The 23,936-nt window shown below is 34.1% G+C and carries 23 protein-coding genes, 1 rRNA gene, 1 riboswitch and 1 other annotated feature; of the genes, 1 reads left to right on the top strand and 23 read right to left on the bottom strand.

Going from position 1 to position 23,936, the window contains the following annotated elements:
- The 21 genes from CS063_RS07545 to CS063_RS07650 form a co-directional block, all read right to left on the bottom strand.
- Positions 1 to 172, bottom strand: a 16S ribosomal RNA gene (locus tag CS063_RS07545); the annotation flags it as partial.
- Positions 173 to 537: 365 nt separating this feature from the next.
- Complete coding sequence (locus CS063_RS07550; protein ID WP_099449093.1) at positions 538 to 1,302, bottom strand: transglycosylase domain-containing protein; 765 nt, start codon at positions 1,300 to 1,302, stop codon at positions 538 to 540.
- A 53-nt stretch (positions 1,303 to 1,355) separates the two neighbouring features.
- Positions 1,356 to 2,279: a hypothetical protein gene (locus CS063_RS07555; RefSeq protein WP_099449094.1), complete on the bottom strand. Its 924-nt coding sequence runs from the start codon at positions 2,277 to 2,279 to the stop codon at positions 1,356 to 1,358.
- Positions 2,279 to 3,394, bottom strand: coding sequence for a hypothetical protein (locus CS063_RS07560; protein ID WP_099449095.1), 1,116 nt, complete (start codon positions 3,392 to 3,394; stop codon positions 2,279 to 2,281). Before CS063_RS07560 ends, CS063_RS07555 begins: the two co-directional genes overlap by 1 nt.
- Positions 3,363 to 4,289 (bottom strand): ABC transporter ATP-binding protein, encoded by a 927-nt coding sequence (locus CS063_RS07565; RefSeq protein ID WP_099449096.1) that lies wholly within the window; start codon positions 4,287 to 4,289, stop codon positions 3,363 to 3,365. The genes CS063_RS07560 and CS063_RS07565 overlap by 32 nt, the downstream gene beginning before the upstream one ends.
- Before the next feature lie 2 nt (positions 4,290 to 4,291).
- A complete protein-coding gene (locus CS063_RS07570; RefSeq protein ID WP_099449097.1) occupies positions 4,292 to 4,675 on the bottom strand; it encodes a GntR family transcriptional regulator in 384 nt (127 codons plus the stop codon).
- 597 nt (positions 4,676 to 5,272) lie between these two features.
- Positions 5,273 to 5,629, bottom strand: coding sequence for a 50S ribosomal protein L20 (gene rplT / locus CS063_RS07580; RefSeq protein WP_099449099.1), 357 nt, complete (start codon positions 5,627 to 5,629; stop codon positions 5,273 to 5,275).
- Positions 5,630 to 5,654: 25 nt separating this feature from the next.
- On the bottom strand, positions 5,655 to 5,858 hold the full coding sequence (rpmI, locus tag CS063_RS07585; protein WP_099449100.1) for a 50S ribosomal protein L35: 204 nt from the start codon (positions 5,856 to 5,858) through the stop codon (positions 5,655 to 5,657).
- 47 nt (positions 5,859 to 5,905) lie between these two features.
- Entirely contained in the window at positions 5,906 to 6,397 is a 492-nt protein-coding gene (gene infC, locus CS063_RS07590) for a translation initiation factor IF-3 (RefSeq protein WP_099449101.1), read from the bottom strand.
- Between the two features lie 297 nt (positions 6,398 to 6,694).
- Complete coding sequence (thrS, locus tag CS063_RS07595; protein ID WP_099449102.1) at positions 6,695 to 8,668, bottom strand: threonine--tRNA ligase; 1,974 nt, start codon at positions 8,666 to 8,668, stop codon at positions 6,695 to 6,697.
- Positions 8,669 to 8,772: 104 nt separating this feature from the next.
- Positions 8,773 to 8,995, bottom strand: a binding site (T-box leader).
- Between the two features lie 81 nt (positions 8,996 to 9,076).
- Entirely contained in the window at positions 9,077 to 9,901 is an 825-nt protein-coding gene (gene ytxC, locus CS063_RS07600; protein ID WP_099449103.1) for a sporulation protein YtxC, read from the bottom strand.
- A gap of 78 nt (positions 9,902 to 9,979) precedes the next feature.
- The gene (hslO, locus tag CS063_RS07605) at positions 9,980 to 10,849 is read right to left on the bottom strand and encodes an Hsp33 family molecular chaperone HslO (RefSeq protein ID WP_099449104.1); all 870 of its coding nucleotides are present in this window, start codon (positions 10,847 to 10,849) and stop codon (positions 9,980 to 9,982) included.
- A 3-nt stretch (positions 10,850 to 10,852) separates the two neighbouring features.
- The gene (locus CS063_RS07610; RefSeq protein ID WP_099449105.1) at positions 10,853 to 11,614 is read right to left on the bottom strand and encodes a class I SAM-dependent DNA methyltransferase; all 762 of its coding nucleotides are present in this window, start codon (positions 11,612 to 11,614) and stop codon (positions 10,853 to 10,855) included.
- Positions 11,615 to 11,769: 155 nt separating this feature from the next.
- Positions 11,770 to 12,156, bottom strand: coding sequence for a hypothetical protein (locus tag CS063_RS07615; RefSeq protein ID WP_099449106.1), 387 nt, complete (start codon positions 12,154 to 12,156; stop codon positions 11,770 to 11,772).
- A 105-nt stretch (positions 12,157 to 12,261) separates the two neighbouring features.
- Positions 12,262 to 12,765, bottom strand: coding sequence for a hypothetical protein (locus tag CS063_RS07620; RefSeq protein ID WP_099449107.1), 504 nt, complete (start codon positions 12,763 to 12,765; stop codon positions 12,262 to 12,264).
- 103 nt (positions 12,766 to 12,868) lie between these two features.
- A complete protein-coding gene (rfbC, locus tag CS063_RS07625) occupies positions 12,869 to 13,420 on the bottom strand; it encodes a dTDP-4-dehydrorhamnose 3,5-epimerase (RefSeq protein ID WP_099449108.1) in 552 nt (183 codons plus the stop codon).
- A 5-nt stretch (positions 13,421 to 13,425) separates the two neighbouring features.
- On the bottom strand, positions 13,426 to 14,292 hold the full coding sequence (gene rfbA, locus CS063_RS07630) for a glucose-1-phosphate thymidylyltransferase RfbA (RefSeq protein WP_099449109.1): 867 nt from the start codon (positions 14,290 to 14,292) through the stop codon (positions 13,426 to 13,428).
- A gap of 16 nt (positions 14,293 to 14,308) precedes the next feature.
- The gene (locus tag CS063_RS07635) at positions 14,309 to 16,531 is read right to left on the bottom strand and encodes a glycosyltransferase family 4 protein (protein WP_099449110.1); all 2,223 of its coding nucleotides are present in this window, start codon (positions 16,529 to 16,531) and stop codon (positions 14,309 to 14,311) included.
- A 28-nt stretch (positions 16,532 to 16,559) separates the two neighbouring features.
- Entirely contained in the window at positions 16,560 to 17,570 is a 1,011-nt protein-coding gene (locus tag CS063_RS07640; RefSeq protein ID WP_099449111.1) for a glycosyltransferase family protein, read from the bottom strand.
- 11 nt (positions 17,571 to 17,581) lie between these two features.
- On the bottom strand, positions 17,582 to 19,450 hold the full coding sequence (locus CS063_RS07645) for a glycosyltransferase family protein (protein WP_099449112.1): 1,869 nt from the start codon (positions 19,448 to 19,450) through the stop codon (positions 17,582 to 17,584).
- Positions 19,443 to 20,591 carry a DegT/DnrJ/EryC1/StrS family aminotransferase gene (locus CS063_RS07650; RefSeq protein WP_099449113.1) on the bottom strand — a complete coding sequence of 383 codons (1,149 nt, stop codon included), beginning with the start codon at positions 20,589 to 20,591 and terminating at the stop codon, positions 19,443 to 19,445. Before CS063_RS07650 ends, CS063_RS07645 begins: the two co-directional genes overlap by 8 nt.
- A gap of 173 nt (positions 20,592 to 20,764) precedes the next feature.
- On the opposite strand from CS063_RS07650, the gene CS063_RS07655 reads away from it, so the two are divergent.
- Entirely contained in the window at positions 20,765 to 22,093 is a 1,329-nt protein-coding gene (locus CS063_RS07655) for a nucleotide sugar dehydrogenase (protein ID WP_330400996.1), read from the top strand.
- A gap of 126 nt (positions 22,094 to 22,219) precedes the next feature.
- Here the strand turns inward: CS063_RS07655 and CS063_RS07660 are convergent, their stop codons facing one another.
- Together CS063_RS07660 and CS063_RS07665 are read right to left on the bottom strand one after the other, a co-directional pair.
- Positions 22,220 to 22,966 carry a hypothetical protein gene (locus tag CS063_RS07660; RefSeq protein WP_099449114.1) on the bottom strand — a complete coding sequence of 249 codons (747 nt, stop codon included), beginning with the start codon at positions 22,964 to 22,966 and terminating at the stop codon, positions 22,220 to 22,222.
- 231 nt (positions 22,967 to 23,197) lie between these two features.
- Positions 23,198 to 23,392 carry a small, acid-soluble spore protein, alpha/beta type gene (locus tag CS063_RS07665; RefSeq protein WP_099449115.1) on the bottom strand — a complete coding sequence of 65 codons (195 nt, stop codon included), beginning with the start codon at positions 23,390 to 23,392 and terminating at the stop codon, positions 23,198 to 23,200.
- A gap of 193 nt (positions 23,393 to 23,585) precedes the next feature.
- Positions 23,586 to 23,772: riboswitch (Lysine riboswitch) on the top strand.
- The last annotated feature ends 164 nt before the right edge of the window (positions 23,773 to 23,936 follow it).

A 23,936-nucleotide genomic window follows, 5' to 3' on the forward strand; every position in this document is an offset into this window, starting at 1 on the left:
GTATTAGCGTTCGTTTCCGAACGTTATCCCCCTCTATAGGGCAGGTTACCCACGCGTTACTCACCCGTCCGCCACTAAGCTTTGGGAGCAAGCTCCCTTGGCTTCGTTCGACTTGCATGTGTTAAGCACGCCGCCAGCGTTCATCCTGAGCCAGGATCAAACTCTCATAAAAAAGTTTGTCCATGCAACTTATGTTGCTGACTTATTACTTAGTACTTTATAGTACTCACTGAACTTACAAGTAAGTTCATGAATCGACTGGTTTTATGGTTACTATTTTGTTTTCAATGTTCATTGATAGTTCTTTTAAAAACTATCATTGTGTCAGTTGCTACCGACGACTTTTATAATGTTACACTATTTGTTTGATATCGTCAACCCCTTTTTTCACTTTTTTTAATAAAAATAGATTATAAGTCTTCTATTTACATTTTAGAACACCTATAATCTACTTTTTTAAAGCTTTTTCATCCACTTTTTTATTATTTTAAAATTTTAGTCTTTACTTTTATTTTTTATAGCAACTTGTTCTACTTTTCACTTTACTTTATAAGGATTTTCACTTAACGCTACTTGCTTTTCTTCTTCTGTAATCAAATCTTGCTCAGTCATCTTTTGCAAAACAACCTGTACTCTTTCCCAATTCGCTTCTGAATCTGAAATAGGATTATAACGCGAAGGTGCTTGCGTAATAGAAGCTAACACCACACTTTCTGCCAGAGAAAGCTGCGAAACTTCTTTATCAAAATAATACTTAGCTGCTTGCTGTACACCTACTGTCCCTTGCCCTAAAGCAATTGTATTAAGATAATATTCTAAAATCTTATCTTTATCATAAATTTTCTCAAGTTGTAGTGCCAAATACTGCTCCTGTATCTTTCTCCTTATATTTTTATCTGGAGTAAGTACACAGTTTTTAATCACTTGTTGCGTAATGGTACTTCCTCCTTGACTATAACTTCCTGTCTGTAAATTAACAGCCATTGCTCTTACTATCGCCTTTAAATCTATTCCATTATGCTCATAAAAGCGTTCATCCTCTATAGCAATAAAAGCATCTTTTAAATTTTCAGGTATTGCTTCTAGAGCAACATAGCTGTTTTCTTCCTTATTAGATAAATATTTTATACTAGGACCTAATAAAACACTCTCAATGCGGGGTCCCTCTTTTATTATATAAAAAACTGAACTCCCTATGCTTACTCCCCCTATTACTATAATAACTAATGCTATTACACAACTTATTTGCCACCATTTATAGTGTCTTACTCTCTTATTTTGCTTTTTGAACTGCTCGAGCATTCATACACCTCACTTTTGATAAGCATCTTATAGATAATTACTTTTTTAAATTATTATTTGAATTCAACCAAAACTTCAATAATGTCTTCATTTTCATATTCTCTTGCTAAATAGCGCGTAATCTTATAACTACTTTTATCCACCTTACCTTTTTCTTTATCTGTTTCGTGATTAATGACCTTATGCACCTTTTGAACGAAGAACTTTTGCTGCTCTTCATCCATTCCTACTGTATCCCCTATCTTATTTATAAACTCATCATAGCTCTCTCCAATAGGTTCTTTTCCATAGTCGTAGATAAGCATCCTTATTTTTTCTAATTCGCCACTATTGGTTTTAAAGATTTGACAGCGTGCTCCGTTTCTTACATCATCATAAGAGACATGATTATTTCTTATAAGCATAGGGGTAATAGCTTCAATAAGCTGATGGTCTCTTCCTTTATAAAAATTCCCTATTAAAAAGTCATCGTTTAAAAGCTCTTGTCTACTTTTTTGAATACCTTTTTCTTCTGTTGTTTCTTCCATAATCTTTATAACACGTATACTTACTTTACCCTGCTGATTGTTACAAATAACACCGTAGTTGTTTATAATACGCTCTTGCACCGTATTTTGGTCTTTTGGTTGCCTTTTCATCTCATTAACAAGCTCTGTTAGTTCCTTACCTATAAACTTTTCTAAGACCTCACTCGCTTTTTTACCTACACTTCCATCTACGTTCCATATTGTCAGCATATTATAGCGCGTATTATAAATCTCATGCTCACCTATTTCCACATATTGTTCCCAGTTTTGAGTTATTTCAAGTCCTATTTTATAAACTTCATTTCTTAAGTTTGTCCATTCTTCTTGAAAACCTGTATCCACTTTATTCGTTACATAGACTTCATTAGGTGATTGCTCAATTTCTTCACTGATCGATTGGCATCCTACAAGTAATATACTACTTATTGCTAGAATGATTAATTTTTTCATCATTTCTCCTCCCTTTTATAACTTCCTATGCGCCCTATTTTATAGGCAATAACAAAGCCGATTAGTGCTCCAATGAGTATTAAAACCTGTGTCATTACAAAATACTCATCCATAAAAAGAGGTAAGATGAAAAGAAGTCCCATATCTGCTAACAGCAAGCCACTGCACACTGTTACACCTATAATAAATATCCATTTTGCCAAACCATGATTAAATAATTTATCACTATCCTCCATCTTTGTGTGCTTAATTAACAAATGAATAAAAATAAGACATAACCCTATAAAAAGAATCAACCCAACTACTTTTAGACCATAGTGGTTTATCTCTTGATAGCCTATAAAATGTGCTTGTTCTTGATTTTGTCTATCCAGCGCAAAACTTCCTCCTTCTAATGTTAGAGGATAACCTGGGACAAATAAGAATTCTATTATTAAATTTCTCAGCCTATGCATTCTTCTAAAAAAACTATAAATTTCAGAACCACTCAGCACAATAAATAAAGGTGCTATCAATGTTAAAATACTCATTATAATGCTACCAAGATTATTATTGGCTACATATTGAACAAGCATTAGAAACAAATAAACCGCTATAAATGTCATATACATTAACAGAAACATTTTTAACAATTCATTTATATGGATAATACGTTCAATAACTTCTTGATTCATAAACACATTATATATCTCCTGCATTTGCCCTACAAAACTTCCATGTAAAAGTAACATGCCACCTATTAGGATCAAGAAAGGAAGAGTATAGCTCAAAATTCCCATACCTATTTTAACAAACCCTCGTTGGCGATTTGTATAAGGTAAAGCTTTAAGAAATCTTCCAACCTCTAAGCTTTTATCTTTAACAAACTGAAAATAAACCAGTAATATAATACCTCCTAGAGTAAAACAGTAAGTACCTACTAATACCGGATAGATATACTCACCATTAGGCTGGGCTATATACCAACCTATACCATAGCGTAGCTGATTTACATAATTTTTATCCATTGCAATTTTACAAGCGGCAAGTCCACACAAATTAACAACCAAAAAATAAATGCTCATAAGCAGTGTAGATCTTAACTCAATTTTTATTAAAGCTTTTAACTCTTTCATCTTTTCCCCTCTCTCCCTCTATTCTTTCTACTGTACTTGTATAAATAAAGACTTCTTCTAAGTTAAGTCCAATGGGTTCAATAAGCCTTGCTCCATTTTTCCTTAATTTGTCTTCAAAGCTATGTGAATACTGGTCTGTTACAATATAATAGACACTCCCCACATGATCTAGGTTTACAATCTCTGGCCATTTACCTAGGTCTTCAGGTGCTTTCTCCTCAAATACCACTTGTAATTTCTTAACCTTTGCTTTTAAGTCATCCACCGTACTTTGATAGGCTACCTTTCCCTGATTTAAGATTGTTACTTCATCGCAAATACGCTCTAATTCTGCTAGATGGTGTGAGGAAATAACAACTGTCATTCCTGATTCCTCTACTTCTGAAATAATAAGATCCAAAACTTGTTTTTTAGCAATCGCATCAAGCCCTGAAGTTGGTTCATCTAAAACAAGTAACCGAGGTCCTATAGCTATATTAAGCATAATAGCTAAACGCATCTGCATCCCCTTGGAAAGATTTTTGACTTTAGCATTTTTCTTTAATTTAAAGACCTTATTGTAAGCTTCAAACTTCTCTACTGAAAAGCTAGGGTAAGCAAGGTCAAAGAAATCCATCATTTGCTTTACTGTATAACCTTTAAAAAATTGATTACGATCAGCCACATACCCCAAATGACGTTTCACCTCATTATTTTCGTAAACAGGTTGACCTTCTATTAAAATACTTCCTTCATCTAATGTATAAATACCAACTAAGGCTTGTATAAGTGTACTTTTACCTGCACCATTTTCACCAATCACACCATATATACAACCTTTAGGAATCTTTATAGAAACATGATCTAAAGCCTTAAGAGTTCCAAAGCTTTTGCATGCATCATTTATCTCTATCATTTTTAATCCTCCTTTATAAGTTCCTCACAAATTTTACTTACTTCTTCTAATATCTGTTCTTTATAGAACCCCATATAGTGTAGCTCAATACAGTTTCCTTTAAGTGCTTTACGAATTTCTTCTAACTTTGTTTTATTTACTTCTTTTTCTGGAAGCACTGCTATAAAAGTCCCTCTTCCTCTTATGGTTTCAATAATGCGTTGCCTTTCTAATTCTTGGTACGCTTTAGTAACCGTATTGGCATTAACAGTCAAATTACCTGCTAATTGTCTCACCGAAGGCAATTGATCACCTGGTTTTAAAATGCCTTTTATAACCTGCTCTTTAATCTGGTCAATAATTTGCTCATAGATAGGACGTACATCTCTTACATCAATGGGAAACACTCCTTATCACCTCTCTTTTATGATTTTAATTTATTTTCAGTGTATGTTTTGTATTAAGTGTACTATATCAAATAATACACTAATTGTAAAAAAAGAAGGATAGCTTGTCAAGACTTTTTTAGCTATTTTTAATATTATTCGCATATTTATTAAGTTATCTCATAGGCTATATTAAAAGATTTTCTCTTTTAGGAGGTTTATATGAAAAATAAAACAAAAAGTAAATCGATTAATTATGTACATATTTATCGTATCTTATTAATAAGCTGTATCCTCTTTTTACTTTTTATTACATTAAATTTTTTTTTATCCGTTGCTAATTTTATCTCTATACTTTTACTTATTTTAAGTCTATGTCTTTTTTTAAGTTTTTTACTCAAAAGAAGTACAGGTGTCCTTATTGCTTCACTTATTCTTTGCTTATGTTCTTTATTACATATTCTTTTCTTTCTTTATATTTAAAATTGCATTTATTATTAACAAAAAAGAGATCAATCCTTTATTAAGGGGTTGATCTCTTTTTGGCTAAAAACAAAAATAGAGCAGATGCATTAGCAGCTTACTCTATTCCCATCATTTATTAGATTATCCTAATTATTATTTTAAATTAGCTTTTGCAGTTTCAACTAATTGTGTAAATGCTTTTGCATCTGTAATTGCAAGGTCTGCTAACATTTTTCTATTAATGTTAACATTTGCATTTTTAAGTCCATTCATAAAACGGCTGTATGATAAACCATTAAGTCTTGCTGCTGCGTTGATACGAGCAATCCATAATGTTCTAAATTCACGTTTTCTTAATTTTCTACCTGTATAAGCATAGTTTAATGATTTCATAACAGCTTGTTTAGCTGTTCTAAATTGTTTAGATTTAGCGCCTCTATAACCTTTAGCTAATTTTAATACTCTATTACGTCTTTTCTTAGTGGAAATTCCACCTTTAACTCTTGCCATTTCACTAACCTCCTATCGCTGTTTCTTATAAATGTGGTAATAAACGTTTCATTTGTTTTTCATTTGTTTTATCAACTAAACCTGCATGTCTAAGATTACGTTTTCTCTTAGTGGTTTTCTTTGTTAAGATGTGGCTTGTATAAGCTTTAGATCTTTTAAGCTTTCCTGTACCAGTCACTTTAAAGCGTTTTGCCGCTGCTTTATTTGTTTTTAATTTTAATTTAGCCATTAAAAAGTCCTCCTTTATACATTAGTTTAAAATTTATCAAAAGGTAACTATTTTGGTGCTACCACGATGACCACAGCTCTTCCTTCAAGTTTAGGTTTTTGTTCTGCAACGCCTACTTCTTCTAAGAGTTTAGTAGCTTCCTCTAGAATAGTAAAACCTTTTTGCGTATGCATCATTTCACGCCCACGAAATACAACTGAAATTTTAACTTTATCCCCAGATTTCAGGAATTTTTCTGCATTTCTTATTTTCGTTTCAAAGTCATGTTTTTCAATACTAGCTGAAAGCCTCACTTCTTTCACACTAATGGTTTTTTGTTTTTTGCGCGCCTCTTTTTCCTTCTTAGCTGCGTCAAACTTATACTTGCCATAGTCCATAATCTTACATACTGGTGGTTTAGCTTGTGGAGCAATTTTAACAAGATCTAAGCTTTTTTCACTTGCAAGCTTTTGAGCTTCTTTTAGTGGTATAATACCAATTTGTTCTCCTTCTGCTCCTATGACTCTTACTTCTTTGTCACGAATTTGTTCGTTAATCATTAAGTCGTTAATAATGGGCACCTCCTAAATTTGTTTGCCTTATTTAAATCACCCTTAAGCGTATGGGTGTAACGCTTTTATCCACAAAAACAAAGTGGATAGCCTTTAGCTATCCACTTCTTCTATGCATACTAAAATTGACCTATGCCAATTGTTTGTTTGAATTAGTATGACCTTACGAACAACTAACGTTGTAAGGTGAGAAGGAATAGCCTCTACTTGTTTCGTTCACAACACATAAAATCATAGCATAACTAAAAAGTCTTGTCAACCTTATCTTTTATTTCTTTGTAAAATCTATTTCTTTTCCTCTACTTCCATATGAAGTAAATAGTTATATCTTTCTTTAATTTCTCTTTCAACACGATCTACAAAACTTACTAAATCTTGTACCCCTTCATCTCCTTTTTGACGACTTCTTACAGAAACTGTTTTGTTTTCCATCTCATCTGCGCCTACTACCAGGATATAAGGTATACGTTCCATACGTGCTTCTCGAATTTTGTAACCAATTTTTTCTGTACGATAATCGGCTTCTACTTTAAGGATGCCACGCTCTTTAAAAGCTTTTACAACTTCTGCTGCATAATCTGCATATTTGTCAGAAAGTGGAAGTACTTTAACAGCTACTGGAGCAAGCCATGTTGGGAAGGCACCTGCATATTTTTCAATAAGCATAGCCAGAGTTCTTTCATAACATCCAATAGATGTGCGATGAATGATAAGTGGATGTTTTTTCTCCCCATCTACATCCACATAAGTCATGCCTAGTCTTTCACCAAGGGCAAAGTCAATTTGTACAGTAATAATTGTATCTTCTTTACCATGTACATTTTTAAACTGAATATCTAACTTAGGGCCATAGAAAGCAGCTTCACCTACTGCCTCAGTATAATCAATTTCTAAATGATCAAGGATATTTCTCATGAGATTTTCTGTTCTTTCCCACGCCTCTGGATCATCAATGTACTTTTCAGTATTGTTAGGATCCCATTTAGAGAATTGGTAAGTTACATCATTTTCAATACCCAGTGTAGTCATCATATAGTTAATCAATTCCACAACACCTTTAAATTCATCTTCTAATTGCTCAGGTGTACAAGCAAGGTGACCTTCTGAAATGGTAAATTGCCTTACACGGATTAAACCATGCATTTCTCCTGAAGATTCATTCCTAAATAATGTAGAAGTTTCACCATAACGGATAGGTAAATCACGATAACTGTGTTGTTCTGCATTATAAACTGTAAATTGGAATGGGCAAGTCATGGGACGAAGGGCAAATACCTCTTTATCCTTTTCCTCATCCCCCAGTACGAACATCCCCTCTTTATAATGATCCCAGTGACCTGACATTTTATAAAGATCACTCTTTGCCATAAGAGGTGTCTTTGTTAATACGTAGCCTCTTTTTTCTTCTTCATCTTCTACGAAACGTTGAAGGGTTTGAATAATGCGTGCTCCCTTTGGCATAAGAAGAGGAAGTCCTTGCCCTACCTTCTCATCTGTTGTGAAAAGCTTTAATTCACGTCCTAATTTATTATGATCGCGTTTTTTAGCTTCTTCCAAGGCTTCAAGATGTGCTGTAAGCTCCGCTTTTTTAGCAAAGGCTGTTGCATAAATACGTGCAAGCATTTTATTTTTTTCATTACCTTTCCAATAAGCACCTGCTGCTGATAAAATTTTAAATGCCTCTACTGGTTTAGTATTCATTAAATGAGGACCTGCACAAAGATCTACAAATTCACCTTGCTTATAAAAAGTAATCTTTTCTCCTTCTGGGAGTTCTTTGATAAGTTCTACTTTATACGGTTCTCCTGCTTCTTCCATTAACTTAATCGCTTCTTCACGTGGAAGTTCAAAACGTTCGATTGGAAGCTTTTCTTTAACAATTTTTTTCATCTCTGCTTCAATCTTTTCAAAATCAGCTTCTACAAAGTGTCTATCTGTGTCAAAATCATAATAAAAACCCTCTTCAATAGCTGGTCCTATAGCAAGCTTTACTTCTGGATAAAGTCTTTTCACAGCTTGAGCTAAAATGTGAGAAGCTGTATGACGAAAAGCCCATTTTCCTTCCTTATCATTAAAGGTAAGAATTTCAAGATTGCAGTCTTCATGAATTTCCGTACGAAGGTCTACCATCTCACCATTTACCTTACCACAGCAAGCCATTCTTGCAAGTCCACTACTTAGTTCTTCTGCAATACTTAGCACAGTACTACCCTGTGGACATTCTTTGATACTACCATCTTTTAAAGTTACTTTAATCATCATTTTCTCCTTTCAAATTTAAACTACTCCCTCTATTTAAGAAGATCCTTTAAGCTAAGACAACTAAAAAACCCCCTCCCTTTTTTAAATAATCCTCTTATTTAAAAAGGGACGGGGCATCTATTCCCGCGGTTCCACCCTTGTTACTCTTTACCTAAGTACTACTCAAGCAAAAGTCACTCACTTTTTTGACGATAACGGGGTCACCGAATTGTTTTGCAATTACTCCGAGGTAGTCTTCACTTAAGCCCAATAAAAATGCTTCCAGCCTTGGCATCTTTTCTCTGAAAAAGGGGTATAAGCTACTCGTCTCATCATCGCTTTAACCTATTCTTTTTAATGTAATTATTGTAATCAATCCATGGGGAACTGTCAATATTGTATTTTCTTTTATTTTCCCTTGTCTATCTAGCGGCAATAATGACATCCATTACAGTAACTAACCTGTAAACCAAAAATACCTTCTAAAGCCTTAATGAATTGTGGTTTTTGAACTCTCTCTTTTTGATGAATGATAAGTTCTCTTGGACAGATGGTAATAAGCACATTCATAATCAAATCTTGCTCACTTAAAGTACTATCTTGCAAAAGATCTTGACAATACTTCTTAATAACCGCCTGCGTTACATCCTTCATCTCTTCATCTAGAAGACGTAGTCTCCCTCTCTCTTCACAAACGAGGTGCATTGTATCCTCTAAAGGTTGTGTCAAAAAGTTGATTTCACGAATAAGTTTAATCAAATTAACAAAATCCTTTTTTACCATATACTCTTCTATAAACTGCTCCAGTATATCTTGTAAAATAATTTTATACTTACTTAGTCTAAAACATAACCACCCATCTACATTCAATTCCTTCTGTTCCTTCAAAGTCTCTAATAAGGGGCTATATAAAAAATAATAGATAAGTGATGAAATACCTTCTTGCCTTGTAATATACTGCTGTGTCATAAAGTGCCTAGTAATATCTCGCTTATCGAGTACAGATAAGTCATCTCGTTTCTTTAAATACTCTCTTGTCACCTTACTAACCGCTTCTTTTTGGATAAAGTCACATAAAATATGTGCTAAATCTTCAATAGACTCCAAGCTTAGCTGTCCACACTCTATCTTATAAACATCATTCTGACAAGTTATCTTAAAAGGATAAGGGTAATACTCCTCCCTATTTTCATTTAGTTCTTCTAATAATTCCTTCTTATATTTAGTCGTATAAAGGGTACAATAGTCCATCAGCCCTACCCCTAAATCATGTTCTCCTAATTAGTATATAACTTTTATCTTGTCAGCTTTCATTGTCTTTTTGAATCTTTAACAATTTTTAATGAGTTCAAGAATTTCTGCTTGTGTAAAAGTATATTTGTCATTACAGAAATGACATACAAGTTCCGTTTCCTCATCTTCATCTGCCATTTGTTGTAAGTCTTTTTTGCCTACACTCACTAGAGCCCTTTCCATACGCTCCTTAGAACAATCACACACAAACTCCACTTCCACTTTTTCCATCAAATCAATTTCCCCTAAAAGATCCTTCATAATATCTTCTACAGTTTGTCCTTGATCTAAACATGTTGTAAGAGAAGTAAAAGCTTTTAGTTTCCCCTCTAACTCTGTAATAGCTTCGTCTGTAGCTTCCGGAAGTACTTGAATAATAAAACCTCCTGCTTCTTTAATGGAGTAGTCCACATCCACTAATACCCCAAGACTTACAGCTGTATTAGTCTGTTCTGAAATGGCAAAATAATCTGTAAAATCTTCTGCAATCTCTCCTGAAAGCATGGCAATCTGACCTGTATAAGGTTCTTTTAGCCCCATATCCTTCATAACTGTCATGATTGCATTGCCAATGGCCCCACTGACATCTAATTTACCATTAGGTTTTTTAGGCAAATCTACTTGTGGATGATATACATAACCTTTAGTATTTCCCTTTCCATTTGCTTCTACTACAATACCACCAATAGGTCCATCTCCTTTAATTAAAATACTTACACGATCATTATCATCTTTAAGCATACGTCCCATCATGGCAGCACCTGTCATGGTACGTCCTAAAGCTGCTGAAGCTACCGGTGACGTTTGATGCTTACTACATGCTGTACTTACCATATTTTTGGTATATGCTCCAAAAAATCTAAAGTTTCTTGCTAAGTCTGTTCCTCTAATAATATAATCTTTCATCTCTTATTCCTTTCTTTTCCCACATTCTCTTGCTATAAAGGTTGCACGCTGTGTTTGCTCCGTATAAGGTAAATCACTATAATCCTCATAAATAGCCAAAAGTTCTAGTCCTGCTTCCCTTAGTAAACCTTTAGTATGTTCTACTTTATAGGCTCTTTGATAATGTTCTTCCTCTGTGCGTTTATAAGAACCATCTTCTTGCTGAATAAAAAAGTTTACAATAAACTCATTAATGCCTTCTTCTTCATCATAATAGTTCTCCCAAATATAAGCAGCATCTTCGGATTGCTGAGCAAATACATTATCACCTAATATATTTTTATATTTATAGGGCATGTTCATATCAAAAATAAAAAGACCTTGAGGCTCTAAATAATTATTTACCCATTTAAAGGTTTGCTTTAAAGCTTCTTCCTCTAAAAGATAATTAAGACTATCACAACTACTATAAATCACATCTACTGTCCCGTAAAGTTCAAATTCACTCATTTCCTGTAAGAGATAAAGAATATTAAGCTCTTCCTCCATAGCTAATTCTCTAGCTTCCATTAGCATTTCCTCTGAGCCATCTATGCCAATCATTTCGATACCTTCTTTAGCAAACAAACGACTAAGTGTTCCTGTTCCGCAACCCAAGTCACACATGATTTTAGGTATCACCTTATATTTCTTCATTTGAGCATCTATAAAGTCTTTCCATTTTAAATAGGGCGTGTCCTCCATAAAAACATCATACACCTTTGCAAACGTATTGTATGCCTCCACCTTTATACCTCCCAAGATTGATTACTATTAAGTCATTTATCTTTATTTCTGCAAATGAAAGGGGGCGCCCTAAAATAGAGTATTTTAGAACAGCCCCACTTTTTAAATAGTATACCTACTTCTTCTTGTTTTTTCAATCCTCTTGCTGCCCCTGCTTATTTTATCAAGAGTTCATCATGATATGTTTCCTCTGTCATACTTAATAAATCACCTAAATCCCCAGGACATTTGATCCTCTTTTCCATAGGTATATCTAACAGAAAGTTATGAAGGCTTATTTTTTCCTCTTGCCCAAGTGACTTATCTTCAAGAGCTTTTAGGATATTTTCCCAACTATAAATTTTACAAGCATCATCTGTAGCACCTAGTGTCGTACACATATCTTCTACATTCTTAGCTGTTAATTCCCCTATATTTAAGTCTCTTTCTTCTGCATGGCTTTCTAAATCCTGTATATAGTACTCCGCTATATATCGTTTTGTAATTTCCTCACTGTCTAAACGGACAATTTGATAGTCAGGAAGCAATAAAAGATAATTCATAGCCTGTTCCTTTCTTCTCATTAGTATTTAATTCTGTAAGTAGTATGACTGTTCTTCGTCCTTGTCATACATCTTACTAAAAATTAACTTTACCGCTCAGTCATCCTAGTAGCAACCACAGTGATGTTTTTTGCAGTAATCTTGACAATCATGCTTATCAGCACATCTATGAGCTGCTATAAATAAGCCTATAGCCTCTCCAAGAGCTTGATAGCCATCATCAAATTGATCTCCTGCTAAACCTAAGGTATTCCATGCCTGTTCTAATGCTTGAAAACCTAACTCCCATTTTCCAATAGCTCTAACTTGTAAATAATCACATTTTCTACACTTGCAAGGATATTGACTACAAGGATTTTGGCAACAGCACATACATGGGCAGCAAGAAGGTTTATGATGTCCGCCACCGCCACCTTTACCATACTCTTCTCCTTCGTTTTCTTCTTCCTCTTCTGCTACTTGGTATTCCCCTTTTACCTCAGCTTGAGAAAGTATAGCCAATTCATTTCCTAATGCTTTTAAATTTTCAAAAGCAAGTTTGGCCTGTTCCATTTGTCCTTCAATTTGTTTCATTAGTTCTTCTCTGCTTTCAAATACTTGCTCACTCATTATTTCATTCCCCTTTTCAAATAAATTCAGACTTAATGTCCTCCTATAATATATTCAAAACAAAGTAGCCTGTTACATTTTTTTGTCGAATTATATAAATTTATCATTTTTGATAAGTAGCAAAACTTTGTTGCTTTTTATCCTTTTCTGAAAGAATAAGAAGCCCTATATCCTCTATAGGCCACTGAATAGCTAAAGTAGGATCATTCCATAAGATCCCTCCTTCATACTCTGGACGATAAAAGCTGGTACATTTATAATGAAAAATCACTTCTTCTGAAAGTACTAAAAAACCATGAGCAAAGCCTTCTGGAATATAGAGTTGCATTTTGTTTTCATCCGACAAAATAAATCCCTCCCATTTGCCAAAGGTAGGTGAATTTTGACGTAGGTCTACTGCTACATCAAATAGCATCCCTTTAATGACACGTACCAGCTTTCCTTGTGGTTCCTTATACTGAAAGTGAAGACCCCTTAATACATTTTTTTTAGAGCAAGACTCATTATCTTGAACAAACTGCTTTTTTACCCCTAACCTCTCAAGAAATGCTTGATTATAACTTTCTAAAAAATAGCCTCTTTCATCTTCAAATACTTGAGGTTTAATTTGTATTAAGTCAGGTAGAGTTGTTGCTTTGTACTCAAATTTCTCCATTTAACTCACCCCTCTAATAACCCTCTAAGATAGTTACCATATTGATTTCTACCCATTTTTTCTGCCAAAGCTACTAACTGACTTTTTGTAATAAATCCCTTTTTATAAGCAACTTCTTCAATACAACCAATAGCTACTCCTTGCATCTTTTGAACCATCTCAACAAAGTTAGCAGCTTTTAAAAGTGCCTCTGGCGTTCCTGTATCTAGCCAAACTACCTTTTTATCTAAGCATTCTACTCGTAAATGATTTTGATTTAAATAAACCTTATTGACATCTGTAATTTCTAGCTCTCCCCTTAGAGAAGGCTTTAAACTTTTTGCAATTTGTACAACATCTGGGGTATAAAAATACAAACCTGGAACAGCATAGCAAGATTTTGGATTTTTAGGTTTTTCCTCTAAAGCAGTTACTTTTCCTTCTTTATTAAAACTCACTACACCAAATGCTTCTGGATTTTCTACCTTGTATCCGAAAATAGTGGCTCCTTCTTGATCTCTCATTACTTTTTCTAAAGTTTTTTCAAAATCATCGCCATAAAATATATTATCTCCTAATATAAGGCTTACTGCTTCCTGACCTATAAAACTTTCACCGATAATAAAAGCTTCTGCAATCCCTCTAGGACTTGACTGTACCTTATAGCTTATAGAAAGTCCATAACACTTGCCATCTCCTAATAAAGCTTTAAAACCTTTAATATCACGTTCTGAAGAAATAATAAGAATGTCTCGTATTCCTGCGAGCATTAAGGTAGATAATGGATAATAAATCATTGGCTTATCATAAATAGGTAAAATTTGTTTAGATAAACTTTGTGTAAGGGGAAGTAGCCGACTTCCCATCCCTCCAGCTAATAAAATACCTTTCATAGTCTCCCTCCCTCTCTTACTCTAGGTATGTTTTAAAAAGTGCTTCAAAAGCCTTTGCTCCTGCCTGTGGTGAAAACTTTTCACCTACCTCATAATAAGCATTCGTCGCAATCTTCTCTCTCATACTCTTATTGTGAATGAGCTGTTCAATTTTCTTAATCCAATCTTCAGTTGTAGCTAAAGCTAATAAACCATTTATTTCAGGTTGAATAATCCGCCTGTAAAGAGGAATATCTGCATAAACTCCAGCTATACCAAATCGCGAGTACTCTAAGAATTTGTTATAATATTTATTATTATAAAAAGGCGTATCGGGTAAGAAGGCAAGCCCTATATCCCAAGCTCGCTTCTCCATAAGCCTTTCATAGCTTTCATAATCTGTATAATGATACATGGTTGCATGAATCGCTTCTGCAAAGGAACAGTTTGGTCCACAGATTTCAAATTGAATAACTTCTTTATATTTCCTGTATATTTCAAGAAATACATCTTTTTTCTCTTCTAGTAAACGCGTATAATCAATACCTCCTGCAAAACCAATTATTAGCCTTTCTTTCTTATTATGAGGGTAATATCTTGGTGGAATGGCTACTGTAGGATGTAGACACTGTGTTAGGCAATTATAAGCTTTTTCATACGCTTCCCCTAACCAAGGACTACAAGTAATAGTAGCTATGCTATTTTTTATATAATATTCCATAAGCCTTTTTTTATCGGTATTATAATAAGCATGTGCAATAACATCTTCTGGAATAGCAAATAATGCATCATCTACATAATAAAAACAAGGCTTCTTTTTTTCTAAAACCTTTTTAAAAGTATCTAGGTTTTCAGGCTCTGCTAGTCTCACAAAAAGAACCACATCTGCCCAATCCACTTCTTCAGATGCATTTTTATGATTAGCTAACCTAAACTCTAATTTATTTTGTCTTTTTAATTCCTCTAGCGTATTAACAAGTCCTACCCTTAAGCTAGAATTATTTAAATTTTTAGCAACAATTAACCAATGCTTTAAGCGTCCCTGATTTTTAATAGTCTTTTGAGTAGTAGCCTTTTGGGAGTTAGTCTTTAAATACGGAATTTCTTTAAGGCATGTCACCCATTCTTGAAGTACTTTGTCCTGGCTATATTTTTCTTCCCAACGCTTTCTCCCTTTTATGCCCATTTCTCTTAATCGCCCTGTGTCACTCATTAAACTTTCCAATAATCCTGCCAGTTCTTTAGAGGCATTATTTTCTATTAATATGCCTGTTTCTCCATTCACAATAATCTCCTCAGGTCCTCCACTCTTTGTACTAATAACAGGACGATAACTTTGCATTGCCTCTATGGCCGTCGCTCCAAAACTTTCTAATTTAGAAGTCATAAGCATCATATGATGTGTTTCTATAAGTTTCTGTATATTTGCTTCATAAGAATGTATATGAATATACTCCTCAAGCCTTTGTCTAACAATTTCACTCTCTACCCAGTTTTTATAAACCTCATCCCCATGAATACCATAAATATTAAAAATTACTTTTTTACCTCTACTTTTAAGTAAAGCTGCTGTTTCCAGTAGCATTCCTTGGTTTTTATTGGCCTCCAAACCTGATAGTAATAGCACCTTCAAAGGACCTTTCTCTAATTCAAGAGGCTGGCAAGTGGTATTTAATTGGCACCCTAGGGGAATCACTTTGTAGTGCAAATAAAACTGATGATCTAATCCCCAGAGCTTTGCAGTATATTCTGATTGAGTAACAATGAGATTTGCATTTTCTAAAACAATTTTCTCTATTTCTCTAAACTGGGTAAAATCTTGATAGTCCTTTGGGAAATTTACTGGATTTAAAATACCTCTTATAAAAAGCACATACTTAATACCTAACTCTTTAGCTACAAAGGCTACTTCTGTTACAAGTGTACAATTGGCAACCAATATATCTACTTTGATTTTTTGACAAAGTACTTTTAAGGATTCTATATTGTTTTTTAAAGTCTGCCGTGCTTGATTTTTCACTTCTTGATTAACACTGTTAAAATATAAGGCATTACAAATAGGTGTTAAATAATACTCCACTTGATTTTCTTTAAAAATCTCATAAATAGCATCTTCTTTATTATATTCTGGGAAAATAGCTACAAACCGAATGCCCTGCTGTTTTCCTAGCTTACTTAGTCCCACTAGATACTCTACATATTTCTTATTGGGTCCTCTTTTATTACAACTGGTATAATTAACCCACCCAACTGTTAACATAACCTTCTCCCCCCTTCTTCTCTATGCCTTATTCTAAAAGTTCATATGCTTTAAAAAGCTTTTTAAAGTCTTCTGCCCCCCTATTAGGTAAAAAGTTGTTTTGAAGTGCTTGATAACTATTATTTAAAATAATCGTTCTTAAGGCTGGTTGGGTAATGAGTTCTTCAAGACATCTATACCAAGCTTCCTCTGTGTTTTGTGCTAATAATCCATTTACTTTATGCGTAATAACACGTCTATAAAGAGAAATATTTGAATAAACACCAGCTATACCAAAGCGTGAGTATTCAAGATATTTGTTATAATACTTAAAATTATTAAACTCTGTATCTTCTAAAAGAGCGATTCCTATGTCCCATTGCCTAAATCTTAAAATTCTTTCATAAATATCATAGTAGGTAGGTGCATAGTAAATGGCATTTAATGGTTCCATATAGCTTATGGCCGGACCAAATATCTCAAATTGTATTTGCTTCTTATAGTTTTTATAAATTTCTAAAAGAGGATTTTTAAGTTTTTCCAAGGATTGTTTGTAGTCAATATTTCCCGCAAAGCCAATAGTAAGCTTTCCCTGCTTATCTCTTTTAGGCAAAGGTTCTGGTAAATAAACAGTCGGCTCAATAACAATACAGTTTCTCTTAAAGCGCTGCTCATAAATCTCCTTTAACCATTGATTACATGTAATGACCACTGTTGCCTGCTCCATAAATTGTTTTAATACATCCTGTGCTTCTTGAGATCTATAATAGGTTGCACCAACAATATACTCTGGTAAATCAAATAATTTATCATCTATATAATAAAAAACTTGCTTTTTAGCCTTTAAAGCTTTCTTCATTATATCTATTAATTGAGCATCCATAATACGTGAAAAAACAAGGCAATCTGCCTCTTCTATAGCTTCTTCTTTTACATTTAAGCCTTCTACACAATAGGTGCATTTACCTTGTACTTGCAAAGCACTCAGACTGTGGGTCAGCCCTAACAGTGTGCTAGGACTTTCTGGATATTTCGCAACAATCAGAATATGAAGTGCCATTTCCTTACCTCCTAAAGCTTCCTTCCCAATACTTGTTGTAAAAATAAAATGAAGTAAGATGCAACTGCTTTAGTATCATAATTTTTTTCGATATCCTCACGTGCATTTTTAACGATTGCTTCCCTAAGACTTGGTTGAATAATTAGTTTTTTGAGTGCTTGGTACCATGCCTCTTCTTTATTTTCTATCAGTAAACCTGTTCGATTGGGTTTAACAACTTTACGCATCAATTCTGTGGTAGCATAAATACCTGCCGCTCCTACAGCTGTTGCATCAAAATATTTACAAGGACATTTGCTATTCGTATAACGTGTTTCATCTATAGGACTAATCATAATATCATATCTCCATTTACTTACTTCATTTGCATAATCCTTATAATTATGAGAATAGGAAGTTTCTATAATTCTATCTCTGAAAGGAGTAAATTCAGGTGGTAGCGGAATACCTTTAAAATACAGCTTCACCTCTGGATATTCGCTTAAAATACGATAAAGTGCTTTAAAGGCTGGACCAAAGTGTTGAAGTTTCGAGCTACTTCCTGTGAATCCAATGCGAATACTTGTATCTTCTTCTAAAGCTTCCGGTCTATAAAAATGCTCTAGATTTACATTAGGTGGGAGTTTAAACACATTATGATTATATTTTTTCGTATCTTCATATAAAATGTCGTTATACGTAATCACGTAATCTACTGTTGTAAGAATTAAAATAAAATACTGATAGTAGCTCGTATCCTTTCCTAGCTGAGATGCTAACTGTGGATAAGTTTCTGTAACATAAAACCAATTATCATCTAAAATATAAACCGTTTTAATTCCTTCTTTATAACAGTATTTAGCTAACTCTAAAGCCTCTCCTGTTCGACTTCTAATAAAAAATACTATATCATAGTTCTTTAATTCCTCCGGCATCGTTTGATTTTCTATAAAACGTCTCCAACTTATAGGATAAGTGAGCCCCAAAAATTCTAGATAATTCAGTACTTCTATTTGCACTTGTGCATTTTCTAATAGTCCTGAAACGATTCCTATTTTAATCTCTTTATGAGGTTCAAATTTTATCTCTGGAAGTAGTGTTTCTTTACGACTTCCTTTGGGCATAAGTACATTAAAAAAACTACTTGTTTTACTAATAAAAACTCTTACTAAATCATCCCATGAATAACGGAAAGGATAACCGTAATCTATATCCTGTAAACGCTTTTGTAAAACGAGATAACTTCCCAATAAACCATCTGAACGATATTGACTAAAAAGACGAAGCATCAATTCCCAGTCAGCAATTTTAGCAAACTCTCTATTTTCACAAAATCCACCCAATTCTTTCACCACTTCTGCCTTTATTATCGTATAGTTCAAAGGAATGGATGGAGTAAAGGAAAGGAAATGAATAGATAGATCTTTTTCACCGACTAAAATACTTTGTACCTTCCCATTAGCTGTAGGAAGCTTATAAACTGCTCTACTATAAGCACAGTCCAATTCCCCTGTCTTTATCATTCTTACAAGGTGCACTGAAGTATCTAAAAACCATTTGACCCCCGTCCATGTAAAAGTGACTAATTCACCTCTTGCTATTTTAAAGCCTTCATTCCACAGTGCTCCTGGGCCCTTAAACTCCTCTCCCCCTTCTATCACAATTAACCGTTCCTCAAGAGGTAAAGTGGCATGCTCTAAGATAGGTAGCTCTTGTAATTGAATTTCATCTAATAGAACAATCACTTCAATGGAGGTAAGAGGGTCTAAATATTGCTGTTTTAAATACGTATCAATCGTTAATAAAAGTTCATCTTCTCCCAAGCTTTTATGATGGTATAAAATAAAAGAAATAAGGGTTTTTTTTTCCTGCGTGGTAGGTATTCTATAGATTTTAGACATGATCCTCTACCCCCTTTAATGCTTCCATATGCCTTTTTACTTCCTCACAAATCCCTTTAATATCCTCTTTTGTTAGCCTTAAATGGAGTGGTAAAGAAATGAGATGGTCACTATAATACTTAGCCTTTGGACAACTCCCCTTAGCATAAGCATAAAGACTATACTCTGTATTATCTCTGTAATGAACTCCTGGATAAATCTCTCGTTTATTCAATACCTGTAGTAATGCATCTCTTTCTGGTACCAAGAGCATATAGAGATGCTGAGAACTTAGGCACTGTTGTGGTATAGAAATTTTTTGAATTCCTATACACTTTGCTAATTCTTCGTCATACCACTTTGCTAATAAACGTCTATAGGTATTATCTTCTTCTAGGTATTTAAGCTGTACGAGTCCTATAGCTGCCATAATGGAGTTCCCATGGTATTTATAGCCTAAATATTCTACTTCATAGTGCCACTTATAATTCCCTTGATCTCTCATATAAGTATCCTTATCAATACCTAGCCAACTGAGTTTTCTACATAAAGTATCTGCTTCTTTTTCTTTAAAGCAAATCATCCCACTATCTGCCGTAGGTAGATTTTTAACTGCTTGAAAAGAGTACACCACTGCATCTGCTTCTTTTCCTGGTATCTCTCCATTTAGTTTTGTACCTGCCATATGTGCTGCATCTAATATTAATTTTAAATGATATTTTTTACAAAGCTTTACCATTCCCTCATATTGTCCTGTACTTCCTCCTAGGCCTACAAACATAATAGCCTTTGTACGTGATGTAATGTGACTTTCTACACTTTTAGGGTCTAGGCATAAATACTCATCTACATCTGCAAAAACAACCTTTAATTTTTCATAAGCAATGGCATGATTAGTAGAAACAAAAGTTAAAGGAGTAGAGATAATCTCATCTCCCTCCTGCCAGCCTTCTAACATTTTAAAAATCTTAACTGCCAAATGTAAGCCTGCTGTTGCTGAGTTTAAAAAATGTGCATTGCAAAGCCCAGTATAAGCCTTCCATGCCTCCTCAAATTCAAATGTTTTAAAGCCTATTCCTGTCCACCCTTTTTCCAAACACTTTTCTATCTCTTTTAAACACTCTTCAATATGAAAAGTAGGTGTAAAGAGCTGAATTCCCATAAAGGTTCCCCCTAAACTTTAAGTCTTATCATCACATCATATGTCGTAATTTATCAAATCGTTCTAGTATTTTTACATCTTTTTTTGTTATTTACGTTACCTCTGTGTCTTTTATAGAATACTAATATAGAGAAATGTAAATAATAGTTTTGTATCTATAAGGAGTTGTTGAGATGATATCATTATATGAAGATTTAATTCAAAAAAAAGAAACCTTAGCTGTTACAGGCCTTGGTTATGTGGGGCTTGTATTAGCTCTTGGTTTCTCCAAAAAAATCAAGGTTATAGGCTTCGATATCAATGAAACTAAAATTAATCAGTATTTAAACGGTATAGACAAGACCAATGAAGTAGGCTCTGAAGCACTTAACCAAGCAACCCTACTGTTTACAGCTGATGAAACTTCTTTACAAACTGCTACCTTTCATATTATTGCTGTACCTACTCCTGTCCATTCGGATAATACCCCTGATCTTTCCCCCCTCATTCATGCTTCTAACACTGTAGGGAAATATCTAAAGCCTGGTAGCATTGTTGTTTATGAATCTACCGTTTTTCCAGGTGTGACAGAGGAGGTTTGTGTTCCTTTACTGGAAAAAGCTTCTGGATTTACTTGTGGTAAGGATTTTAAAGTAGGTTATTCTCCTGAAAGGGTTAATCCAGGGGATAAGGTGCATACAGTAGAAAAAATCGTAAAAATTGTTTCCGGTATAGATGAAGAAACACTTGATACCATTTCTAGGGTTTATGAATTAGTTATTGAAGCAGGTGTTTATCGTGCACCTTCTATCAAAGTGGCCGAAGCTGCAAAGGTTATTGAGAATGCACAGCGTGATATTAATATTGCTTTTATGAATGAACTTTCTATCATTTTTGAGCATTTGAATCTTGATACATTAGAGGTATTAAAAGCCGCTTCTACCAAATGGAATTTTCTTTCTTTTTACCCTGGCCTTGTAGGTGGACATTGCATTGGTGTGGATCCTTATTATCTTACTTATCGTGCCAGTCAACTTGGCTATACTTCTAAAATCATTTTGGCTGGTAGGTCTTTAAATGACCAAATGGGTTCTTATGTAGCTGAAAAAGTGGTTCGCCTTCTCATTGAAGGCAATCGTCTTGTGAAAGGAGCACGGGTAGGGATTTTAGGTATTACCTTTAAAGAAAATTGTCCAGATACACGTAACTCTAAGGTTGTAGACCTCCTAACCACCCTCCTTAGCTATGGTATTAACCTCTTTATTGTAGATCCAGTAGCAGATCCAGAAGAAGTAGCTAGTCACTACCCCTTCACACTGACTAGCTATCATGAGCTTCAGAGTCTAGATGCACTTGTTATAGCAGTAGCTCATGACTGCTTCAAAGCCCATTCACTGGAAGATTTTCTTACACTTTTTAAAAAAGAGAAAGATAAAGACTATCCCCCTCTAATAGCTGATATTAAAGGAATCTATGATAAGAAATTAGCTCATCAATTAGGCTATCTTTACTGGAGGCTTTAAGTTTTTAATCTCTCTTTTTAAAATTTTATTTTTTTAGAAATAAGAACGCAACTAAAAAGTACTTTAATGTCAGATTTTTATAATCCGATATAAAGTACTTTTATTTGTACACTATACTTATATGGTTTATGACCAGTATAAATCAGCTATTTTATAAACAGTTAAAGAACCCGCATAATAGACACTTAAATCTCCCTCTTTATTATAAGCACTTGCAATAACAATATCACCACTGGAGCGGTTTACCAGTCGGTAATCTTTGCTTCCTCCTAACTGATAACTTGTATTTTCTAGTAATTCATGGTTCATACTTGCTGTTAAGGGAATACTATCCACTAATACTAAGGCTGTTCCCGTTATAATACTTGGATTATTGGACATAGCCGCACTCTTACCATATACATTAGGAAGAAAACCTGTATCTTCTAGTCGAACAATAATGTGCCTTTCTGTCTCCAGCGGCCTTGCTATGAATTCCCAACTAAATAAGTAGTAACCCGTTGAATGAATATGAATCTTTCCATCGCTGTATGTTACTCCATTAAATCCCTCTACTACCGTATCAAAGGGAATAACCTCTCCTGTATGAATAACAAGTTCCTCTCCTGCTCGTGGTTCCTTATTAATAAGTTGGATACCTGCTGATTCCCAAACTCCCACTGGACCTGCTGGACCAACTTCTCCTTGTGGACCTCTAGGTCCTCTACAGCAACAGTAATAGCATCCCTTATCCACTGGAGTATGTTCTTCTACTGTATTTATGTCATCATTTTCTATAGTGCTTTTAACATTCTCTTGGAGATCCTTTTTCTTTCTGAAGTTATTTCTATATCCTCTTCCCCAGTAGTTTTCTTTATTGTTTTTAATTTCCATTTTCCTCCTCCTTATTCTATAGACTCCATCCTAGCCCTATCTTTTAGTGTTTCTAGTTATATACTATGTTATATTACCTCTTAGCGTGTCATAACATGTCGCTAATTGCTGTAAAAATTCGTTATTAACACCTTTAGCCACTTTAATTTAAGCCTACTAAAAAGAGCATTGCACTCCCTATCCATTTACTGTTTAGGTTTTGCAATGCTCTTTATTTACCTATTTAAACGCCTACTCTTCTGTTTGTTTAGCGAGTTCACGTTTTTTCTTAGTCATTAATCCACCAATTCGCCCAGTTTCTTTAGCTGATAAGCTTTTCCAACCACCTGCTTGCACCTTACCAAGAAGACCAAGCTCCTCTGCAATTTCTAACTTCATCTTTTCATCTGGTGATAATGCATCAAATAACTTCTCTTTGTTTTTCATCTTCCCTTACTCCTTTTTAGATTTTCTAAAGTATGTATCAAAAAAATAAATTTTATACACTAGGCCCCTATTTATTCTGTTTCGCATCCTAATAAAATATAATTATTATTGGACTTTATTATAATTTTATAAATAAATACAATTCATTCTTGACATTATTCTTTTAAAGTGCTATAGTTAGCGCAATATAATACTTAATTGTAGAGGCGCAGTGCTCAGGAGTAACTTTTTAGATTCTAGCAAGAGAAGTTGAAAAAAAGTGAAAGGGTGGATTGCCGAAGATTTAAATACCTTGCTGTATTTATTTCTGGTTGTATGGTTAATAACTATACAACTGTCACCACTTATTATACAATAGGAGGTGGAGTGCTACGTTATCATTACATCATTTTTAATGATTTTTGATTTGACCTAGTATCCAGCCTCTTGTGCTGGTTTTTTTATTTTAAAAAGCAAAAGGGGTACCCTTTACAACGTTCTATGAATAGAATGGTAGCAAAGGTAAAAGTTTACAGGTCTACTGCAGTATACGGTTAAGTCATTA

Origin of the sequence: Sporanaerobium hydrogeniformans (assembly GCF_002735925.1) — a bacterium.
Taxonomy (GTDB): domain Bacteria; phylum Bacillota; class Clostridia; order Lachnospirales; family Cellulosilyticaceae; genus Sporanaerobium; species Sporanaerobium hydrogeniformans.

What these genes read in the sequence shown, in the direction of transcription:
- CS063_RS07550 (WP_099449093.1), bottom strand. Translation starts at nt 1,302, where the DNA reads ATGCTCGAGCAGTTCAAAAAGCAAAATAAGAGAGTAAGACACTATAAA.
- CS063_RS07555 (WP_099449094.1), bottom strand. Translation starts at nt 2,279, where the DNA reads ATGAAAAAATTAATCATTCTAGCAATAAGTAGTATATTACTTGTAGGA.
- CS063_RS07560 (WP_099449095.1), bottom strand. Translation starts at nt 3,394, where the DNA reads ATGAAAGAGTTAAAAGCTTTAATAAAAATTGAGTTAAGATCTACACTG.
- CS063_RS07565 (WP_099449096.1), bottom strand. Translation starts at nt 4,289, where the DNA reads ATGATAGAGATAAATGATGCATGCAAAAGCTTTGGAACTCTTAAGGCT.
- rplT (WP_099449099.1), bottom strand. Translation starts at nt 5,629, where the DNA reads ATGGCAAGAGTTAAAGGTGGAATTTCCACTAAGAAAAGACGTAATAGA.
- rpmI (WP_099449100.1), bottom strand. Translation starts at nt 5,858, where the DNA reads ATGGCTAAATTAAAATTAAAAACAAATAAAGCAGCGGCAAAACGCTTT.
- infC (WP_099449101.1), bottom strand. Translation starts at nt 6,397, where the DNA reads ATGATTAACGAACAAATTCGTGACAAAGAAGTAAGAGTCATAGGAGCA.
- thrS (WP_099449102.1), bottom strand. Translation starts at nt 8,668, where the DNA reads ATGATTAAAGTAACTTTAAAAGATGGTAGTATCAAAGAATGTCCACAG.
- ytxC (WP_099449103.1), bottom strand. Translation starts at nt 9,901, where the DNA reads ATGGACTATTGTACCCTTTATACGACTAAATATAAGAAGGAATTATTA.
- hslO (WP_099449104.1), bottom strand. Translation starts at nt 10,849, where the DNA reads ATGAAAGATTATATTATTAGAGGAACAGACTTAGCAAGAAACTTTAGA.
- CS063_RS07615 (WP_099449106.1), bottom strand. Translation starts at nt 12,156, where the DNA reads ATGAATTATCTTTTATTGCTTCCTGACTATCAAATTGTCCGTTTAGAC.
- CS063_RS07620 (WP_099449107.1), bottom strand. Translation starts at nt 12,765, where the DNA reads ATGAGTGAGCAAGTATTTGAAAGCAGAGAAGAACTAATGAAACAAATT.
- rfbC (WP_099449108.1), bottom strand. Translation starts at nt 13,420, where the DNA reads ATGGAGAAATTTGAGTACAAAGCAACAACTCTACCTGACTTAATACAA.
- rfbA (WP_099449109.1), bottom strand. Translation starts at nt 14,292, where the DNA reads ATGAAAGGTATTTTATTAGCTGGAGGGATGGGAAGTCGGCTACTTCCC.
- CS063_RS07635 (WP_099449110.1), bottom strand. Translation starts at nt 16,531, where the DNA reads ATGTTAACAGTTGGGTGGGTTAATTATACCAGTTGTAATAAAAGAGGA.
- CS063_RS07640 (WP_099449111.1), bottom strand. Translation starts at nt 17,570, where the DNA reads ATGGCACTTCATATTCTGATTGTTGCGAAATATCCAGAAAGTCCTAGC.
- CS063_RS07645 (WP_099449112.1), bottom strand. Translation starts at nt 19,450, where the DNA reads ATGTCTAAAATCTATAGAATACCTACCACGCAGGAAAAAAAAACCCTT.
- CS063_RS07650 (WP_099449113.1), bottom strand. Translation starts at nt 20,591, where the DNA reads ATGGGAATTCAGCTCTTTACACCTACTTTTCATATTGAAGAGTGTTTA.
- CS063_RS07655 (WP_330400996.1), top strand. Translation starts at nt 20,765, where the DNA reads ATGATATCATTATATGAAGATTTAATTCAAAAAAAAGAAACCTTAGCT.
- CS063_RS07660 (WP_099449114.1), bottom strand. Translation starts at nt 22,966, where the DNA reads ATGGAAATTAAAAACAATAAAGAAAACTACTGGGGAAGAGGATATAGA.
- CS063_RS07665 (WP_099449115.1), bottom strand. Translation starts at nt 23,392, where the DNA reads ATGAAAAACAAAGAGAAGTTATTTGATGCATTATCACCAGATGAAAAG.